General features: G+C 66.9%; 17 protein-coding genes. 6 read left to right on the forward strand and 11 right to left on the reverse strand.

Features of this window, described 5'->3' with window-relative positions:
- The first annotated feature begins 9 nt into the window (after positions 1-9).
- Positions 10-669 (forward strand): sulfite oxidase-like oxidoreductase, encoded by a 660-nt coding sequence (locus tag RT513_RS16140; RefSeq protein ID WP_088216553.1) that lies wholly within the window; start codon positions 10-12, stop codon positions 667-669.
- On the opposite strand, the gene RT513_RS16145 is transcribed toward RT513_RS16140, so the two are convergent.
- The 11 genes from RT513_RS16145 to coxB form a co-directional block, all read right to left on the reverse strand.
- Complete coding sequence (locus RT513_RS16145; RefSeq protein WP_088216554.1) at positions 657-2,108, reverse strand: FAD-binding oxidoreductase; 1,452 nt, start codon at positions 2,106-2,108, stop codon at positions 657-659. The two genes, RT513_RS16140 and RT513_RS16145, sit on opposite strands and share 13 nt — an antisense overlap.
- 60 nt (positions 2,109-2,168) lie before the next feature.
- Positions 2,169-2,981: an MBL fold metallo-hydrolase gene (locus RT513_RS16150; protein WP_290690704.1), complete on the reverse strand. Its 813-nt coding sequence runs from the start codon at positions 2,979-2,981 to the stop codon at positions 2,169-2,171.
- Between the two features lie 72 nt (positions 2,982-3,053).
- Positions 3,054-3,635: a GNAT family N-acetyltransferase gene (locus tag RT513_RS16155; protein ID WP_088216556.1), complete on the reverse strand. Its 582-nt coding sequence runs from the start codon at positions 3,633-3,635 to the stop codon at positions 3,054-3,056.
- Positions 3,635-4,891 (reverse strand): pitrilysin family protein, encoded by a 1,257-nt coding sequence (locus RT513_RS16160; protein WP_290690705.1) that lies wholly within the window; start codon positions 4,889-4,891, stop codon positions 3,635-3,637. Before RT513_RS16160 ends, RT513_RS16155 begins: the two co-directional genes overlap by 1 nt.
- On the reverse strand, positions 4,892-6,280 hold the full coding sequence (thrC, locus tag RT513_RS16165) for a threonine synthase (protein ID WP_290690707.1): 1,389 nt from the start codon (positions 6,278-6,280) through the stop codon (positions 4,892-4,894). It lies immediately after the preceding gene.
- Complete coding sequence (locus tag RT513_RS16170) at positions 6,277-6,981, reverse strand: SURF1 family protein (protein ID WP_290690708.1); 705 nt, start codon at positions 6,979-6,981, stop codon at positions 6,277-6,279. The genes thrC and RT513_RS16170 overlap by 4 nt, the downstream gene beginning before the upstream one ends.
- A 71-nt stretch (positions 6,982-7,052) precedes the next feature.
- Positions 7,053-7,859 (reverse strand): cytochrome c oxidase subunit 3, encoded by an 807-nt coding sequence (locus RT513_RS16175; protein WP_088216560.1) that lies wholly within the window; start codon positions 7,857-7,859, stop codon positions 7,053-7,055.
- Between the two features lie 25 nt (positions 7,860-7,884).
- Positions 7,885-8,457: a cytochrome c oxidase assembly protein gene (locus tag RT513_RS16180; protein WP_290690711.1), complete on the reverse strand. Its 573-nt coding sequence runs from the start codon at positions 8,455-8,457 to the stop codon at positions 7,885-7,887.
- Positions 8,454-8,654 carry a hypothetical protein gene (locus RT513_RS16185; protein WP_088216562.1) on the reverse strand — a complete coding sequence of 67 codons (201 nt, stop codon included), beginning with the start codon at positions 8,652-8,654 and terminating at the stop codon, positions 8,454-8,456. Before RT513_RS16185 ends, RT513_RS16180 begins: the two co-directional genes overlap by 4 nt.
- Positions 8,655-8,656: 2 nt before the next feature.
- Positions 8,657-9,598 (reverse strand): heme o synthase, encoded by a 942-nt coding sequence (cyoE, locus tag RT513_RS16190; RefSeq protein WP_290690715.1) that lies wholly within the window; start codon positions 9,596-9,598, stop codon positions 8,657-8,659.
- 89 nt (positions 9,599-9,687) lie between these two features.
- Positions 9,688-10,587: a cytochrome c oxidase subunit II gene (coxB, locus tag RT513_RS16195; RefSeq protein ID WP_290690717.1), complete on the reverse strand. Its 900-nt coding sequence runs from the start codon at positions 10,585-10,587 to the stop codon at positions 9,688-9,690.
- Positions 10,588-10,752: 165 nt separating this feature from the next.
- Here coxB and tldD point away from each other — a divergent pair, with 165 nt between their 5' ends.
- The 5 genes from tldD (at position 10,753) to topA (ending at position 17,535) form a co-directional block, all read left to right on the forward strand.
- Positions 10,753-12,177 carry a metalloprotease TldD gene (gene tldD / locus RT513_RS16200; RefSeq protein WP_290690720.1) on the forward strand — a complete coding sequence of 475 codons (1,425 nt, stop codon included), beginning with the start codon at positions 10,753-10,755 and terminating at the stop codon, positions 12,175-12,177.
- 200 nt (positions 12,178-12,377) lie between these two features.
- Positions 12,378-13,556, forward strand: a complete 1,179-nt coding sequence (dprA, locus tag RT513_RS16205) for a DNA-processing protein DprA (protein ID WP_290690751.1) — start codon at positions 12,378-12,380, stop codon at positions 13,554-13,556.
- A 599-nt stretch (positions 13,557-14,155) separates the two neighbouring features.
- The gene (locus RT513_RS16210) at positions 14,156-14,401 is read left to right on the forward strand and encodes a glycine zipper 2TM domain-containing protein (RefSeq protein WP_088216564.1); all 246 of its coding nucleotides are present in this window, start codon (positions 14,156-14,158) and stop codon (positions 14,399-14,401) included.
- 14 nt (positions 14,402-14,415) lie between these two features.
- Complete coding sequence (locus RT513_RS16215; protein ID WP_088216565.1) at positions 14,416-14,772, forward strand: EF-hand domain-containing protein; 357 nt, start codon at positions 14,416-14,418, stop codon at positions 14,770-14,772.
- 117 nt (positions 14,773-14,889) lie between these two features.
- The gene (topA, locus tag RT513_RS16220; protein WP_290690725.1) at positions 14,890-17,535 is read left to right on the forward strand and encodes a type I DNA topoisomerase; all 2,646 of its coding nucleotides are present in this window, start codon (positions 14,890-14,892) and stop codon (positions 17,533-17,535) included.
- The last annotated feature ends 46 nt before the right edge of the window (positions 17,536-17,581 follow it).

The raw sequence follows: 17,581 nt of genomic DNA on the forward strand, positions 1-17,581 counted from the left end.
GGAGGCGCCATGTCCGAAAGCGATGAGACCAAGCTGACCCGCACCAAGCGGAAATGGGCGGAGGAGGGGCGCTTTCTTACCGGGCATGTTGCGACCGGGCGTATTGCGCGGGGGGAACGCCTTCCCCCCGGCCAGCACCTGGTGAAGGACTGGCCGGTGCTCGACCTCGGCGTGGAGCCGGAAGTGCCCCTCGACCGCTGGCGGCTGGAGATCACCGGCTTTGCCCGGAACCGCACCACGCTGGACTGGGCGGCATTCACGGCGCTGCCGCAGCATGACCTGACCACCGACATTCATTGCGTCACCACATGGTCGCGCTATGACAACCCCTGGAAAGGGGTGCTGACGCGCGATCTCCTCGCCCTCGCGGAACCGATGGCGGAGGCGGGCTTCGTGCTGCTGGAAAGCGCGGATGGCTACACCACCAACCTGCCGCTCGACGATTTCGCCGCGGAGGATGCGGTGCTTGCCACCCACTGGAACGGTGCGCCGCTGACGCGGGAGCACGGCGGCCCGATGCGGCTGGTTGTGCCGCATCTCTACTTCTGGAAAAGCGCCAAGTGGCTCACCCGGATCGAATTCATCGGCCGTGACCGCGCCGGGTTCTGGGAGCGGAATGGCTATCACATGCGCGGCGATCCCTGGGCGGAGGAACGCTACTCCGACTGACCCGGCGCTGCGTGGCGCAGGGCTGCGGGCGGGATCATCACGCCCGGATTCAGGATGCCCGAAGGATCAAGCGCCCTTTTGATCGCCGCCATCGCCGCAATCCGGGCAGGGTCGCCATAATGCGCGACATCGTCCGTCCGCGCCCGACCCACACCATGTTCCGCACTGAACGCGCCGCCCCGTTCCGCCACCAGATCATAGACGAGGCGCGCTAGGCCCGCCGCCTGCTCGGCATAGTCGGCACGATCACGGCCCTCCGCCGGGAACAGGTTGAAGTGCAGGTTGCCGTCGCCCACGTGGCCGAAACAATTGATCCGCACCCCGGCCGGAGTGAGCGCCGCCTCCGCCGCCGCGATGAAATCGGCCAGCCGGGACAGCGGGACGGAAATATCGTGGCTGGAGATCGCGCCGATCCGGCGATTGGCTTCCGGGATGCTTTCGCGGAAGGCCCAGAAAGCCTGCCGCTGGGCCTCCGACGCGGCGATGACACCGTCCGTCACCAGCTCGCGCTCCATCGCCTCCGCCAGCAGGTCTTCCAGCACCGCCGCCGGATCGCCGGAGGACAGGCCGAGGTCGATCAGCACCGACCAGTCGGGAAGCGGGAGCGGCAGGCGCACGTCCGGCATCGTCTCCGCCATGAACGCATAGCCGTTGCGCCCGATCAGTTCAAAGGCCGAGACCCCCTCCCCGATCCGGTCGCGCGCAAGCGCGAGCAGCGACAGGGCCTCCGCCGGGCCGGGCACGACCACCATCGCCGCGCCCGTCGCGGCGGGACGGGGAAAGAGTTTCAGCATGGCGCCGGTGATGATGCCGAGCGTCCCCTCCGCCCCGATCAGCAGACCCCGCAGGTCGTAGCCGGTGTTATCCTTCCTGAGCCGTTTCAGCCCATGCATGATCGAGCCGTCTGGCAGCACCGCCTCTATCCCCAAGCACAGCTCCCTTGCCGTGCCGTAGCGGAGCACGTTGACGCCCCCCGCATTGGTGGAAAGGCAGCCCCCGATCTGCGCCGTCCCCTGTGAGGCGAGGGCGAGGGGGAAAAGCCGCCCGGCAGCCTCCGCCGCATGGTGGATGGCTTCGATGGTAGCGCCCGCCTCCACCGCCAAGGCGTTTTCCTCCGGCCAGACGCCTCGAACGGCGGTCATCCGGTCGAGCGACAGCAGGAGCGGCAGCCCCTCTGCCATGACCTGCCCGCCGACCAGCCCCGTGCCGCCGCCAAGCGGCACGATGGGCACAAGGGCCTCCGCCGCGGCGCGCACGATCTCCGCCACCTCCTCCGTGGACCGCGGGCGGGCAACCGCCCCGGCGTGGCCCTGCCAGCGGCCGCGCGGCTCCTCGAGATCACGGGGCTCGGGGGCCCGGAGCGTGTCGGGCGGCAGCCGGGATGCGAGCGTGGTCAGGAAATCGGCATCTGCGGGGTTGAGCCGCGGGGAATTGAACATGGGGGGCACCTCCATGCGCGGAGACAGCACACCCCGGCCTCCCGGACAAGCCCCGACTTCCTATTGCAGCCAGCGGGGTTCCAGAACGATCACAGTCGGCTCCGCGGGCAGTGACCGCAGCGACACCTCCAATTCGCTGGTTCCGGGGCGGGACGTGCGGAAGGAACCCGACATTCCGTCCAGAAAGCGTTGCAGCGTCTCCTCCCCGAACCAGTGCATCGGCAGCACGATCGACGAGCGGAACCGCTGCAAGGCCCGGATCAGCGTCGGATGGTCCAGCGTCAAGCCGCCATCCACCGGCACCATCACCACGTCAAGCCGCCCGATCATCGCATATTGCTCCGGCGTGGGCTCATGATGCAGGTGCCCGAGATGGCCGATGCACAGACCCGCAGCCTCGAAGATGAAGATCGAGTTGCCGAAATCCCGTTCCCCGCCGCGAAAGTCGCGCGTCGTGGTCGGCACGTTGCGGATGAGGATCTCGCCAAGGTCCAGATAGCGGTCGGCGGCGGAGCCATCTTCCTCCCACCCGGGCAGAACATGGGGGATACGCGGATCGGGGTTCCAGGTGAAATGCGTGGAATGCGCATTGTTCATCGTCACCACATCCGGCACCAGATCAACGCCGAGCCGCCCGGTGTAATCCGTCGCAAGGTTCAGCCCCCGCGCGGTCTGGAGAAGATAGGTCGCGTGGTTCACGAAGCTCAGCCGGACCGTCTCCTCCGGCACGGGGTCGCGCCAGGATGCCTTGTGGAGCAGCGGCGTGCCCCCGGCCAGCGCGACGCAATGGCTGGGCGTGCGGCCGCTCTCCTGCGCACCTGCAAGGGCGGGCATCAGCGCGAGTGTCGTTGCAAGGGCGGAGGCGAGGCGCATCGGCAATCTCCCGGAACGGGAAAAGCCTAGGGCGAGATGCGGGATTTCCGTCCTGACATTTCCGCGAGCGGGCTATCCGGCATCGGTGCGCCCGCGCCGGTCGTGACGGAGATTGGCGTAGAGAACGTGGTTCCGCCAGCGCCCGTTGATCTGCAGATAGCTCTGCGCAACGCCCTCATACTTGAACCCCGCCTTTTCCAGCACCCCGCGGGAGGCGGCATTTTCGGGCAGGCAGGCGGCCTCGATCCGGCTCAGGTTCAGGTCGGTGAAGGCATGGGTCACGACCCCGTCGATCGCCTCGCGCATGTAGCCCTGCCGGGCGAAAGGCTGGCCGACCCAGTAGCCAAGAACCCCGCATTGCGCAGGCCCCCGGCGGATATTGTCGAGCGTGATCGCTCCGACAAGCACCCCGTCCTCCCGCCGGATCAGGAACAGCGGCAGCGCCGTGCCATTGGCATGGGCGCGGGCGGACCAATAGACGCGGTTGGTGAAAGCCTTGCGCGCCAGATGGTCTGGCGCCCAGGCCGGTTCCCACGGCACAAGAAAGGCGGCGCTGTCCCGCCGGAGCGCGGACCAGGCACGGAAGTCGCTGTGGACCGGCAGGCGCAGCACAAGCCGCGCCGTGTCGATCTGCACGCGCCGCCGTCCGAACATCAGGCAGCAAGGTCCATGCGCAGTTGCTGAAGCTCGGGCGCGGCGGAGTCAGGCCCGTAGATCGCCATCGCGGAGGGCGCGGTGACCAGCCGTCCGGCATAGTCCCGCACCTTCTCCCGGGTCACGTCTTCGACCTGGGCGACCGCTTCATCCAGATCAGGCACACGCCCGAAGATGGCGAGCAGCCGCGCCAGCCGCTCCGCACGGGCGGAAGCACTTTCCAGCCCCATGACCAGACCCGCCTTCATCTGCGCCCGCGCCCGCGCCACCTCCGCCTCCGACATGTCGTCGGCGGCGCGGCGCAGTTCCGCGATGGTGAGTTCGGTCAGCGCGCCGATCTCCTCCGCCGAGGTGCCGGCATAGATGGTCATAAGCCCGGTTTCGTCATAGGCGCCCGCCTGGGTGAAGATGGAATAACACAGCCCCTTCTCCTCCCGGATCTTCTGGAACAGGCGGGAGGACATGCCCCCGCCCATCGCCGTCGCATAGACCTGCGCGGTGTGGAAATCCGGGTGCCGGTAGCCCGGCCCCTCGAACCCCAGCGTGAAGTGAAGCTGCTCCAGTTCCTTCACCTCCCGCCGCTCCCCGCCGGTAAAGTGCGCGGCGCTGGGGCGCAGCGTGCGCAGCGGCGACAGATGACCGAAGGTGGCCTCCGCCAGTTTCACGATGGCATCGTGATCGACGGCCCCGGCAGCCGCGAGGATCATCTCGTCCGGCCCATAGTGCTCTGCCACGAATCGCCGAAGCTCCGACTGGCCGAAGCTGCTCACCCGTTCCGCCGGGCCGAGAATGGACCGCCCGAGCGGCTGGTCCGCGAAGGCGGCTTCCTGAAGCCAGTCGAAGATGATGTCATCGGGCGTATCCAGCGCCTGCCCGATCTCCTGCAGGATGACGTGGCGCTCCACGTCGATCTCCCGCTGGTCGAAAACCGGGTTCAGCACGATGTCGGAAATGACGTCGAAGGCCAGTTCCACATCCTCGCCCAGGACGCGGGCGTAATAGGCGGTCATCTCGCGGCTGGTATAGGCATTGATGTAGCCGCCCACATCCTCGATCGCCTCCGCGATCTGCACGGCGGTCCGCTTCTTCGTGCCCTTGAACGCCATGTGTTCGAGGAAATGGGCGATCCCGTTCTCCTCCACCCGCTCATGCCGGCCGCCTGCGGTGATCCAGACACCGAGCGAGGCGGATTTCAGCGCCGGCATGGTCTCTGTCACGATGCGGAAGCCGTTGGAGAGAGTGGTGATGCGGGTCAATTAGCGGATCCTTTTCCTTATGAGGGCTTCGAGCGCCCCGAGATCGTTCGGCACGTCCGTCACACGCTCCGGCCGGTCGAACAGGTCGGCCATGCGGGGCGGCAGCGCCGGACGTATGCCCGTCGCGGCTTCCACCGCGTCGGGAAATTTTGCGGGATGCGCGGTGGCCAGCGTGACCATCGGCACGGGGCCGGAGAGATGCTCCTCCGCCACCTTCACGCCGACGGCCGTATGCGGACAGATCAGCTCCCCCGTGGTTTCCCTCACGCGGCGAATCGTGGCGGAGGTCTCCTCCTCCGACGCGCGCCCCGATGCGAAGGTGGAGCGCAATGTCTCAAGGATGCCTTGCGAAATGGTAAAGCCGGCGCCCGATTTCAACTCCTCCATCATCAGGGTGACGGCCTTTGCATCCCGACCCGCCGCCTCGAACAGCGCGCGCTCGAAATTGGAGGAAACCTGAATGTCCATGGAGGGCGAGATGGAGGGATGCACCCCTTCCATGCGGTAGCTGCCAGTGCGGAGCGCACGGTCCAGAATATCGTTCTGGTTGGTGGCGATCACGAGCTGCCCGATGGGCAGGCCCATGCGCTTGGCGATATGGCCCGCAAAGATGTCACCGAAATTCCCCGTCGGCACGGTGAAATCCACCAGCCGGTGCGGCGCGCCCAGCGACACGGCGGAGGTGAAGTAATAGACGACCTGCGCCAGAACCCGCGCCCAGTTGATGGAGTTCACCCCGGCCAGCCGTACCGAATCACGGAAGGCGAAATCGTTGAACATGTCCTTCAGGCGCGCCTGGCAGTCGTCGAAATCGCCCTCCAGCGCGAGGGCATGGACATTCTCCTCCGCCGGGGTGGTCATCTGACGCCGCTGGACTTCCGAGACGCGGCCCTTCGGGAACAGGATGAACACATCGACATTCGGCAGGCCGCGGAACGCTTCGATGGCGGCGGAGCCGGTGTCGCCCGAGGTCGCGCCGACGATCGTCACCCGCTCGCCCGACCGCGAGAGCGCGGCCTGAAAGAGCTGGCCGATGAGCTGCATCGCGAAGTCCTTGAAGGCGAGTGTCGGCCCGTGGAACAGCTCGAGCAGGAAATGGTTGGGCTGAAGCTGCACGAGCGGCGCCCGCGCGGCATGATCGAACCCGGTATAGGCCCGCGCGATGATGGCGCGGAACTCCTCATCGGTGAAGGTGTCGCCGATGAAGGGGCGCATCACGCGGAAGGCCGCCTCCTCATAGCTCTGGCCGGCCAGATCGGCGATTTCCACCGGCGTCATCTGCGGGATCGTCTGCGGAACGTAGAGCCCCCCGTCGCGGGCAAGGCCGGTCAGCATCGCGGCTTCGAAGGACAGGACCGGCGCGGCCCCGCGGGTTGAGATATAGGTCATCGGGCAGGCTTTCGCTGGGCAGGCTTTGGGTGGTTTTCCCGCGTGATACGCCAGAGCAGGTAGCCTGTCATCCCCGCCCAGACGACGGCGAGCAGAAACCAGGTGACCGCGTATTGCAGATGGTTGTTCGGAATGCCCTCCGCCCCCACGGGCACAGGCTCCGCAGCCGGGGTCATTTCGGTGGTGGTGCGGAGCACGACGAGCAGCGGCTCCGTTTCGAGTTGCGCGGCCATGGCGGGCACATCGCGGGCGAACCAGATGCCGGTCTTGGCGTCGGGGGGCGGGGTGTAGCTGTCGCTGTCGCGCGGCCATTGCAGGTTGCCGGTGATGGCCGCCTCCACCCCCGGCCGCGGAATGCCGCGCTCCATCTCCGGCAGGAAGCCCCGATCGACCAGTATCCGCCGCCCGTCCGCGGTGACGAAGGCGGTGATGACACGGTAGCCCGGCCCCTCTCCCTGCCGGGCGGACAGCACGAGGATTTCCTTGTCGGTGAACCTGCCCACCGCCGTCACGGGAAGGTAGCGATCCCCTTCGGCGGTGGGATGCAGCGGCACGGGAACCGGCGGGGCGAGGATGGCGGCATCGATCTGTGCCAGCATCTCCTCCTTCCAGGCGAGACGCTGGAGCTGCCAGATGCCGAGCGCCACCAGAATGCCGCAGCCGACCAGACCGAGGATCAGAGGCCAGAAGAGGCGACGCATGCAGAACCTTTCCAACGGAAAAGCGCGCGCCTTTCGGCCCGCGCTCTGATTTTTCAACGGCGGATGTATCCTCAGCCGCCCCAGATATAGACGGAAGCGAAGAGGAACAGCCAGACCACATCGACAAAGTGCCAATACCACGCCGCCGCCTCGAAGCCCACATGCTTGGTCTGGGTGAAATCTCCCCTGCGGGCGCGCAGCAGGCAGACGAAGAGGAAAATCGTCCCGATGATGACATGCGCCCCGTGGAAGCCCGTCGCCATGAAGAACGTGGCGCCATAGATATTGCCGGAGAAGCCGAAGGCCGCGTGGCTGTATTCATAGGCCTGGAACACGGTGAAGATGAGGCCCAGGATGACCGCGATGGTCAGGCCCGTCACCACGTCCTTGCGGTTGTTCTCATGCACCAGCGCATGGTGCGCCCAGGTGACCGCGCAGCCTGACAGCAGCAGGATCAGCGTGTTGATGAGCGGCAGGTGCCAGGGATCGAAGGTTTCGATGCCCGCCGGCGGCCAGGTGCCCGGAATGATTTCGGTGCCCTCGATCACTCCCATCGGGAAAAGCGCGTGGGCGAAGAAGTTCCAGAACCAGGCAGCAAAGAACATCACCTCGGAGATGATGAACAGGATGATACCGTAGCGCAGGCCGATATCGACCACCGCCGTATGATCCCCCGCGCGGCTTTCGCGGATCACGTCGCCCCACCAGCCGACCATCACATAGGCGACGCCGACTGCCCCGATCAGAAAGACCCACGGCCCCGAAGCATGCATCCAGAGCACCGCCCCGAACAGCATGATGAAACCGGAGACGGCGGCCAGAAACGGCCAGATCGACGGCGGGAGGACGTGATAGTCGTGATTTTTGACATGCGCCATTGCTCTTCCCTCGCTGCGCCTTCGTTCAGTTCGTTGACGTCTGCTGGACAGCCTTGGGCAGATCCAGGACGTGGAATGTATAGGACAGGGTGATCGTATGGGCGTACTTGCCCTCGCGATCGTTCACGATAGCCGGATCGACGAAGAACGTGACCGGCATCTGCACCCTTTCACCCGGCTGGAGCACCTGCTCGGTGAAGCAGAAACACTCGATCTTGGTGAAATACCCGCCAGCCGCATAGGGCGTGACGTTGTAACTCGCCTGCCCGGCTATGGGTTTGTCGGTCGGGTTGTAGGCCTCGTAGAAGGCAAGACCGGTCTCGCCGATCTTGATTTCCATCTCGTTGACCATCGGCTTGAACTGCCACGGCATCCCGCGTTCGAGCGAGGCGTCGAAGCGGATCCGCACGGTCCGGTCCAGTACCGTGTCCGGCGCCGTGGCGGCGACACTGGTCGTGCCGCCAAAACCCGTCACCCGGCAGAACCAGTTGTAGAAGGGAACCGCCGCATAGGAGAGGGCCCCCATGAGGACGACGACGCCGACAAGCCGCAAGGCGATGCGACGGCTCCGCGCGGCGTCATTCTGCGGGCCCTTCACTGCCTCGCTCCCCCGTCCTGTTCCTGCACCATGGAGGGGCGGTAGCCATGGTCGAAACCCTCCATGCTTTCGCCCTTCTCGATCTTCACGATGGTCAGTCCGAACACGATGACGACAAAGGCGCCAAGGCTCAGGCCCAGACCGAGATTGCGTCCGAAGCGTCTGCGGTGAAGTTCGTGATCCTTGGTGATCGCCATGGTCACCAGCCTCCCATGCCGAAGGAGCGCAGCGCGGCTTCCGCAAGGAAAGCGCTGAAATGCAGGAAGAGATAGAGGAGCGAGAAGGAGAAGAACCGCTTCTCCGCGCGGTAGCCATCGGCTTCCGCCACCTGTTCGTTGCGCCGCCACAGATCGACCGCACCCAGCACGAACAGGAGGTTCAGCACGACCGCCGCCGCCAGATAGACCGGCCCGCCGATGGAGGTGAAACCTGCCCCGATCGCCACCGGCGCGAGCAACAGCGCATAGACGAGGATATGCGCCCGCGTCGATTTCCGCCCGTGGGTGACGGTCAGCATCGGCACACCGGCACGGTCGTAGTCGCTGTTCATGAAAAGGGCGAGCGCCCAGAAATGCGGCGGCGTCCACATGAACACGATGAGGAACATCAGCACGCTTTCGACCGATATGCCCCCCGTCGCCACGGCCCAGCCGATCATGGGGGGAAACGCCCCCGCAGCCCCGCCGATGACGATGTTCTGCGGCGTCGTCCGCTTCAGCCAGATGGTGTAGATCACCGCATAGAAGAAGATGGTGAAGGCCAGCAGCCCCGCCGCCAGCCAGTTGGCCGCCAGCCCCAGCATCATCACCGACAGGCCGGAAAGCGCGAGCCCCACACCGAGCGCCTCGCCGCGCGCCACGCGGCCCGAGGGCACCGGACGGTTGGCGGTCCGCTTCATCACCGCGTCGATGTCGCTGTCCCACCACATGTTGAGCGCGCCCGAAGCGCCGCCCCCGAGCGCGATGAACAGGATGGAGGTGAAGGCGATGAACGGATGCACCGGCACGGGCGCCACCAGCAGGCCGACCAGCGCGGTGAACACCACGAGCGACATCACCCGCGGCTTCAGCAGGGCGAGATAATCGCCGAAGCTGCCCTCTCCGCCCTGGGTGTCCGCGTGTTGATGGAACGTGTCGCTCATGCCTGCCTTCTCTCCGCACGTCGCCGGGGCGGCGCGCTTTTTGTCAGTGGGCCTGCGTCAGCCGGTTACCCGGCTGTCGGCAGCCTGCCTCATTCGGCCTGCGCCAGCCGCACGGGCCGCTCCGAGGGGAGCGGGCCGGCATCGGCGGAGAACTCTTCCTTCGCCCGGGTCAGCCAGTCGGCATAGACCTGCGGGCTCACGACCTTCACCGTGATCGGCATGTAGGCGTGGTTGATTCCGCACAATTCCGAGCACTGGCCGAAGTAGATACCCTCCCGCTCCGCCTTGAACCAGAGCTCGGCGAGGCGACCGGGCACGCCGTCCTGCTTCACCCCGAAGGCCGGGATCGTCCAGGAGTGGATCACGTCCGCCGCCGTCACCTGCATCACGACCGTCGCGCCCACCGGAACGACCAGGGCGTTATCCACGGCGAGGAGGTAGTCCGAATCGGCATATCCGTTCTCGGCCAGATCCTCCCGCGGCAGCATGATGCTGTCGAAGGCGATGCCTTCATCGGGATATTCGTAGCCCCAGTACCACTGGTAACCGGTCGTCTTGATGCGGATATCGGCCTCCGGCATCTCCTGTTGCTTGAACAGGATCGGCAGCGAGAAGGAACCGATCACCACGAGGATCAGGATCGGCACGATTGTCCAGGTGATCTCGAGCGGTGAATTGTGCGTGAAGCGCGCGGGCTTCGGGTTGCGTTTCTCGTTGTAGCGCAGGATGCACCACACGAGAAGCAGGGTGACGAGCAGCACGATCGGCACGATGATCCACAGCAGCAGACCGTCGAGCCAGTGGATATCGCGGGCGAGTTCCGTCGCGGCGGGCTGGAAGCCGATCGCACCGTCGACCGGATGGCCCACGACCGGAAGGCCCCCGATTCCATCGGGCGGGGTTTCAGCGGTCTGTGCGCTGGCGGCAAAGCTGGCGAGGGATGCGGCGACAGTCGTGGCTAATCCCGTGAGCGTGGTCGAAAGGCGCATGTTCTCCGTCCCATATGGCGCGGCACTTCCCCGGAAAGCAGTCAGCCGTGCCTGAACCGCCTTGCGGCAGTTTCCCATTGTTTCCCTGTCCCCTGAAACCATATTAGGTCATGCGCGACAAGCAAAACGTGTGCGGCGCTTCCTGAACAAAAGTACGGTTCTTCAATGACCAGGTCCGATTCCTTCCGTCCTTTCGAGACGATGATCGACGAGGGGCGGGCGCTGGCGCTGCTGCGCGAGACGCTCTCGGGTGCGGAGGATGGCGAGATTTTCCTGGAACGGCGCCGGTCGGAGGCGCTCGTGCTCGACGATCAGCGAATCCGCTCGGCGAGTTACGATGCGTCCGAAGGCTTCGGCCTTCGTGCCGTGAAGGGCGACGTGACGGGCTATGCCCATTCCTCCGAGATCAGCGAGGCCGCGCTCCGCCGCATGGCGGAGACGGCGCGGCTGGCCGTGGGCGACGGGGGCGGCCTCATGGCCCCGCCGCCGCCCGGCACCAACCGGCGGCTCTACACGGATGAGAACCCGATCGACGGCGTCTCCTTCCCGGCCAAGGTCGATCTGCTGCGGGAGATCGACGACTGGGTCCGCGCGCTCGATCCGCGTGTGGTGCAGGTTTCCGCCAGCCTCGCCGCTAGCCATCAGGAGGTGGAGATTCTCCGCCCCGACGGCCTCCGGCTGGCCGATGTGCGGCCGATGACCCGGATCTACATCTCCGTGATGATCGAGGAGAACGGGCGGCGCGAATCCGGCTCTGCGGGGGGCGGCGGACGGGCGGGGTTGCTCGGGCTGATCGCGCCGGAGAACTGGCAGGCCGCCGCGCGGGAGGCCCTTCGCATCGCCGCCGTGAACCTCGGCGCGGAGGCGGCGCCTGCGGGCATCATGGATGTGGCGCTCGGCCCCGGCTGGCCCGGCATCCTGCTGCACGAGGCGGTGGGACACGGGCTGGAGGGCGACTTCAACCGCAAGAAGACCTCCGCCTTCGCAGGCCTTCTGGGGGAGCGTGTCGCCGCGCCCGGCGTGACGGTTCTGGACGACGGCACCATCCCGGACCGCCGCGGCTCCATCACCATCGACGATGAAGGCACCCCCTCCCGCAAGAACGTGCTGATCGAGGACGGCATCCTCGTCGGCTATATGCAGGACCGCCAGAACGCCCGCCTGATGGGCGTGGAACCCACCGGGAACGGTCGCCGGGAAAGCTATGTCCATGCCCCGATGCCCCGCATGACCAACACCTACATGCTGGCCGGGCCGGACGACCCGGAGGAAATCGTCTCCCGCGTGAAGGACGGCATCTGGGCCGTGGGTTTCGGCGGCGGACAGGTCGATATCACCAGCGGCAAGTTTGTCTTTTCCTGCACCGAGGCCTACCGCGTCACGAACGGCAAGGTCGGCGCGCCGGTGAAGGGCGCGACGCTGATCGGCGACGGACCGACCTCGCTCCGCCATGTGCAGGCGGTCGGCAATGACCTGAAGCTGGACCCCGGCATCGGCAACTGCGGCAAGGCGGGTCAGTGGGTGCCCGTCGGCGTAGGTCAGCCGACCCTGCTCATCGGTGGGCTGACGGTCGGGGGCAGCAAGCTCTGAGTCCGCGGCGGGGTCGGATTGGCCCCGTTGCACGGAAAATGGCCTGCGGCTCCGGCGCGGTGCTGCCGGGCTGACCGGAACCGCCGACATGCATGCTGCTGATTGCTCACCAATAAGGGCGGGCGGAGGATTCACCTGCTATTAACGTTCTTCGGCGACAGTGGCTCCGTGGTGCAGGATGGAGCCGGACGATGAAGGATATGCCCAGCCCTCTCCCCGCCCCTTTGCTGGCGGAGGAAGAACGGTTCGCGCGGCTCAGGCTGATCCGGTCGGCGCGAGTGGGGGTTTTGACCTTTCGGCGTCTCCTCGCGGAACATGGCTCCGCGCTACGGGCGCTGGAGGCGCTTCCCGCCCTTGCGGCGGCGTCGGGCGCGCGGGATTACCGCCCCGCCGGCGCGGCGCTCGCGCGGGCGGAAATCGCGGCTGGCCGCGCGGCAGGCGCGCGCCTGCTGTTCGAGGGAGAGCCGGATTACCCGCGCCTGCTGGCCGAAATCCCGGATGCACCGCCGCTTCTCTGGGCGCTCGGCGACATTTCCCTGCTGACGAGGCCGCTGGTGGCGCTGGTCGGCGCGCGCAATGCATCCAGCCTCGGTATCCGCATGGCGCGACGGCTCGCGGGCGCGCTGGCTGAGGCCGGGTTTCCGGTCGTCTCCGGCCTTGCCCGCGGCATCGACACCGCCGCGCATGAGGCGGCGCTTCCCCACGGCACGATCGCCGTTCAGGCGGGCGGCATCGACGTGATCTATCCCCGGGAAAACACCGATCTCGCGGCCCGGATAGGAGCCTCCGGCCTGCGCCTGAGCGAGCAGCCGCCGGGAATGCAACCGCTGGCAAGGCATTTCCCGCAGCGCAACAGGATCGTTTCCGGCCTCAGTCACGCCGTGGTGGTGGTGGAGGCGGCTCCCCGTTCCGGCAGCCTCATCACCGCGCGGAACGCGCTGGATCAGGGGCGGGAGGTGATGGCCGTTCCCGGTCATCCGCTGGATGAACGCGCGGGCGGATGCAATCTGCTCATCCGGGAGGGGGCGCTTCTGGTGCGGGGGGTGGAGGATGTGATCGCGGCGCTCGCAGCGCTTCCCGGCCAACTCCCGTGTCCCGGCAAAGGGGTGCCACGGCCCCCGGATGCGCCAATTTGTCGCGGCCGCCCGGACCTTGGGGCGCGCGGTCCCCGGTCGGCCGGGGACTTGTCCGCCGCTGCCCGGGACAATGCTCCGCTTCCTCATCTGATTCTGGATCGGCTGAGTCGCAGCCCCGTGCCGGAGGATCAGGTGCTCCGCGATCTCGGCATCAGCGTGGGAGAGGGCGCCCCGGCCCTGCTCTCCCTTGAGCTGGAGGGCCGCGTGCTTCGCCATCCGGGTGGCCTGCTGAGCCGGGCATGACGCGCAATGAGACCGGGATGCTGTTCGATCAGGACATCCCTTTCCTGAAGGATACGCCCGCCATGCAGGACGGGCGGCAGTGCAGCCCCTCCCACCCGTGCGGCCAGGCCGGCTCACTGCCACGTTTTCCGGCGTTTCCACGTCCCCGCCCGCGCACGGCGTGGCAGTCAACAAGCAGGGATTGCTCGGGCCACGGGCACACGTCCCCGCCCATCCGAGCGGCACGGCCCGTCCGATCAGACCGTCAGTATCGGAGTTTTTCCGGCCCCTCCCGCGCGCTTATGGTCTCCGCCTCCTGCAAAACGGGTCCGACCGGGGGCGGAGCGCGCCTATCGCCTCCACCTTGCCCGCGGGCAGCAACCTCGGCTGCCACCTCGCTCCGCCTCCGGCGCACACGGGTCCGACAGCGACCAGCACGAGACCGCTTTCGGCCGCCCGGTTTCGAGCGACGCCCGGCATTGCTGACGAAAACAGCGTCCGCGCGCGACCGGGATGCGGCGCGCGATATGCCGCCTGCATATTTGACTCGTTCCATGCCTGCGTCACCTTGAGGGCATGGCAGACGCGCCCGGACGCGTCGAAACTCAACGGAGGATCGTATGTTGAAACGAACCGGATTGCTGTGCTGCGCTGCGGCATTGGCCCTCGCGGCCTGCGGCCCCACGACACCGGAGGAGCGCGCCTATCGTCAGCATGAGGCCGGATGTATCGCGGGCAGCGTGACCGGTGCCGTGTTGGGGGCCGCGCTCGGCAATGCCTTCGGCGGCGGGTCGGGCCGGACGATCATCACCGCGACCGGTGCGGCGCTCGGCGGTCAGGCCGGTAACCAGCTGACCTGTGGCTGAGGGGAGAGACAAGAATGAACCGCAAACTGATCCTCGCCTGCGCCGCGACGCTTCTTGCGACGCCTGTGCTCGCGCAATCCGAAGGCGTGGGCGTGATTGACGAACGCGTCCTCCAGCTCATGGATTCCAACGGCGACGGCACCGTCACCCGGGCCGAGATGCAGGCCTATGCCGAACGGGCCTTCACCCAGCTCGACACCAACGGCAACGGGCGGCTTGAACCGTCGGAGACAGGCCAGATCCTGTCTGCCTCCCAGTTCCAGATCATGGACAAAGACCGGAACGGCTGGCTCTCGAAGAAGGAGTTCACCGATCAGATCATGGCCGACTTCGCCTCCGCCGACAAAAACGGCGACGGCGTTCTGCGCTGATTTGCGCGCGGGGGACGGCTGCCCTGCCGCCGCCCCCCGGTTGACAAGCGGGGCGTCCCGTCACATGTAAGCCGCCGCGCGGCCGACACTCACACCTGCGCCGCGGCAGGAGGATGAATGGCTGTCGTCGTCGTCGAATCGCCCGCCAAAGCCAAGACCATCAACAAATACCTTGGCCCCGGTTTCACCGTTCTGGCCTCCTATGGCCATGTCCGCGACCTGCCGCCGAAGGATGGCTCCGTCGATCCCGAGCACGATTTCTCCATGAAGTGGGAGGTTGCCTCCGACAGCAAGAAGCATGTCAAGGCGATCACCGACGCGCTGAAGGATGACGACACGCTGATCCTCGCCACCGACCCCGACCGGGAGGGGGAGGCCATCTCCTGGCACCTGAAGGAAGCGCTGTCCAAGTCAATCGCCAAGAAGAAGGTCTCCCGCGTGACCTTCAACGCCATCACCAAGGATGCCGTCACCAAGGCCATGGAGGCCCCCCGCGACGTGGATATGGAGCTGGTGGAAGCCTACCTCGCCCGCCGCGCGCTCGACTATCTGGTGGGGTTCAACCTCTCGCCCGTGCTCTGGCGCAAGCTGCCGGGGGCCAAGTCGGCAGGCCGGGTGCAGTCCGTCTGCCTACGGCTCATCGTCGAGCGGGAGATGGAGATCGAGGCGTTCCGCGCCCGCGAATACTGGTCCGTGACGGCGGTGCTGGTCACGCCGCGGGGGCAGGAATATCAGGCGCGGCTGACGGTTCTGGGCGGCAAGAAGCTCGACCGCTACGACATTCCGACGGCAGAGGCGGCGGAGATCGCGGTGCAGGCGATCCGCTCCCGCGACCTGACGGTGCAGGGTGTCGAATCGAAGCCCGCAAGCCGCAACCCCTCCCCTCCCTTCATGACCTCCACCCTCCAGCAGGAGGCGTCGCGCAAGTTCGGCATGGGCGCGCGGGCCACGATGACGGCGGCCCAGCGGCTCTACGAGGCGGGCTATATCACCTATATGCGGACCGACGGGATCGACATGGCCCCGGAGGCGGTCTCCGCCGCACGGGCGGAGATCGGCCGGCGCTTCGGCAAGGACTACGTGCCGGACAGCCCGCGGCTCTACAAGAACAAGGCCAAGAACGCGCAGGAGGCGCATGAGTGCATCCGCCCGACCGACATGTCGGTGTCGGCGGAAAAGCTCGGCGTCTCCGACACCGACCAGCGGCGGCTTTATGAGTTGATCTGGAAGCGGACCATCGCCAGCCAGATGGCCAGCGCCCGGATGGAGCGGACGACCGTGGACGTGACCTCCGCCGACGGGCAGGTGGGCCTGCGCGCCACGGGGCAGGTCGTGCTGTTCGACGGGTTCCTCAGGGTTTACGAGGAAGGCCGCGACGACGATGGCGATGAGGACGGCGCCCGGCTGCCGCAGATCATGCAGGGCGAGGGCGCGGAAAAGCGCGACATCCAGCCCGAGCAGCACTTCACCCAGCCGCCCCCCCGCTACACGGAGGCCACCCTCGTCAAGCGGATGGAGGAGCTGGGGATCGGCCGGCCCTCCACCTATGCCTCCATCGTCACGACGATCCAGGACCGGGAATACGTCCGCAAGGAGAAGAACCGCCTGATCCCGGAGGACAAGGGCCGGCTCGTCACCGCCTTTCTGACCAACTACTTCCGCCGGTATGTCGAATACGACTTCACCGCCGATCTGGAGGGGCAGCTCGACGACATCTCCGCCGGGGAGCGGGACTACAAGGATGTGCTGGCGCGGTTCTGGAAGGATTTCTCCGCCGCGCTGGAGGGCACGTCGGATCTGCGGATCTCCGAGGTGCTCGACAAGATCGACGAGGTTCTGTCCCCGCACCTCTACCCGCCAAAGGCCGACGGCTCCGATCCGCGGCTCTGCCCGCTCTGCGGCAAGGGCGATCTGCACCTGAAGACCGCCCGCTCCGGCAGCGCCTTCATCGGCTGCTCCAACTATCCCGAATGCCGCTACACGCGCCCCCTCTCCGCTCCCGGCGGGGATGAGGAGGCGTTGTCCGCCGATGGCCGCATCCTCGGCAATGACGAGGCGGGCCTGCCCATCACCATCCGCACCGGCCGCTTCGGCCCCTATGTGCAGCGGGGGGAGGCGTCGGAGGATGTGCCCAAGCCGCCCCGCGCCTCGCTTCCCAAGGGCTGGGCGCCGGGCGAAATGACGCTTGAGAAGGCGCTGCAGCTTCTGGAACTGCCCCGGCCCATCGGTGACCACCCGGAGGACGGCGTGCTGGTGGAGGCGGGCATCGGGCGCTTCGGGCCCTATGTCAAACACGGCACCACCTATGCCAACCTGCCGGATGTGGAAGAGGTCTTCACCATCGGCATGAACCGCGCGGTGGAGGTGCTGGCCCAGAAAGCCTCCCGCGGACGCGGCGCGGCCAAGGCGGCGCCGCTGAAGGAACTCGGGGAGCATCCCGACGGCGGCCCCGTGCAGGTGATGGCGGGGCGGTATGGCCCCTACGTCAAATGGGGCAAGGTCAATGCGACCCTGCCCAAGGAAGTGCAGCCGGAGACCGTCACGCTGGAGGAAGCGCTGCCCCTGATCGCCGCGAAGGCCACCAAGGGGGGCAAGAAGGCGGCACCGAAGAAAGCGGCAGCCAAGAAGGCTCCGGCAAAGAAAGCGCCGGCGAAAAAGGCCACCGCAAAAACGGCCACCGCAGAAACGGCGCCTGCGAAGACGGCTGCCGCGAAAAAGCCGGCGGCAAAGACTGCCGCAAAGAAAGCCGCCTCCAGCGAGTGAGGGGCGGCCCTTGCTGCGGGCGCATTGACATGCCCCGCCCCCGTTG

Origin of the sequence: Haematobacter sp. (genome assembly GCF_032102465.1) — a bacterium.
Taxonomy (GTDB): domain Bacteria; phylum Pseudomonadota; class Alphaproteobacteria; order Rhodobacterales; family Rhodobacteraceae; genus Haematobacter.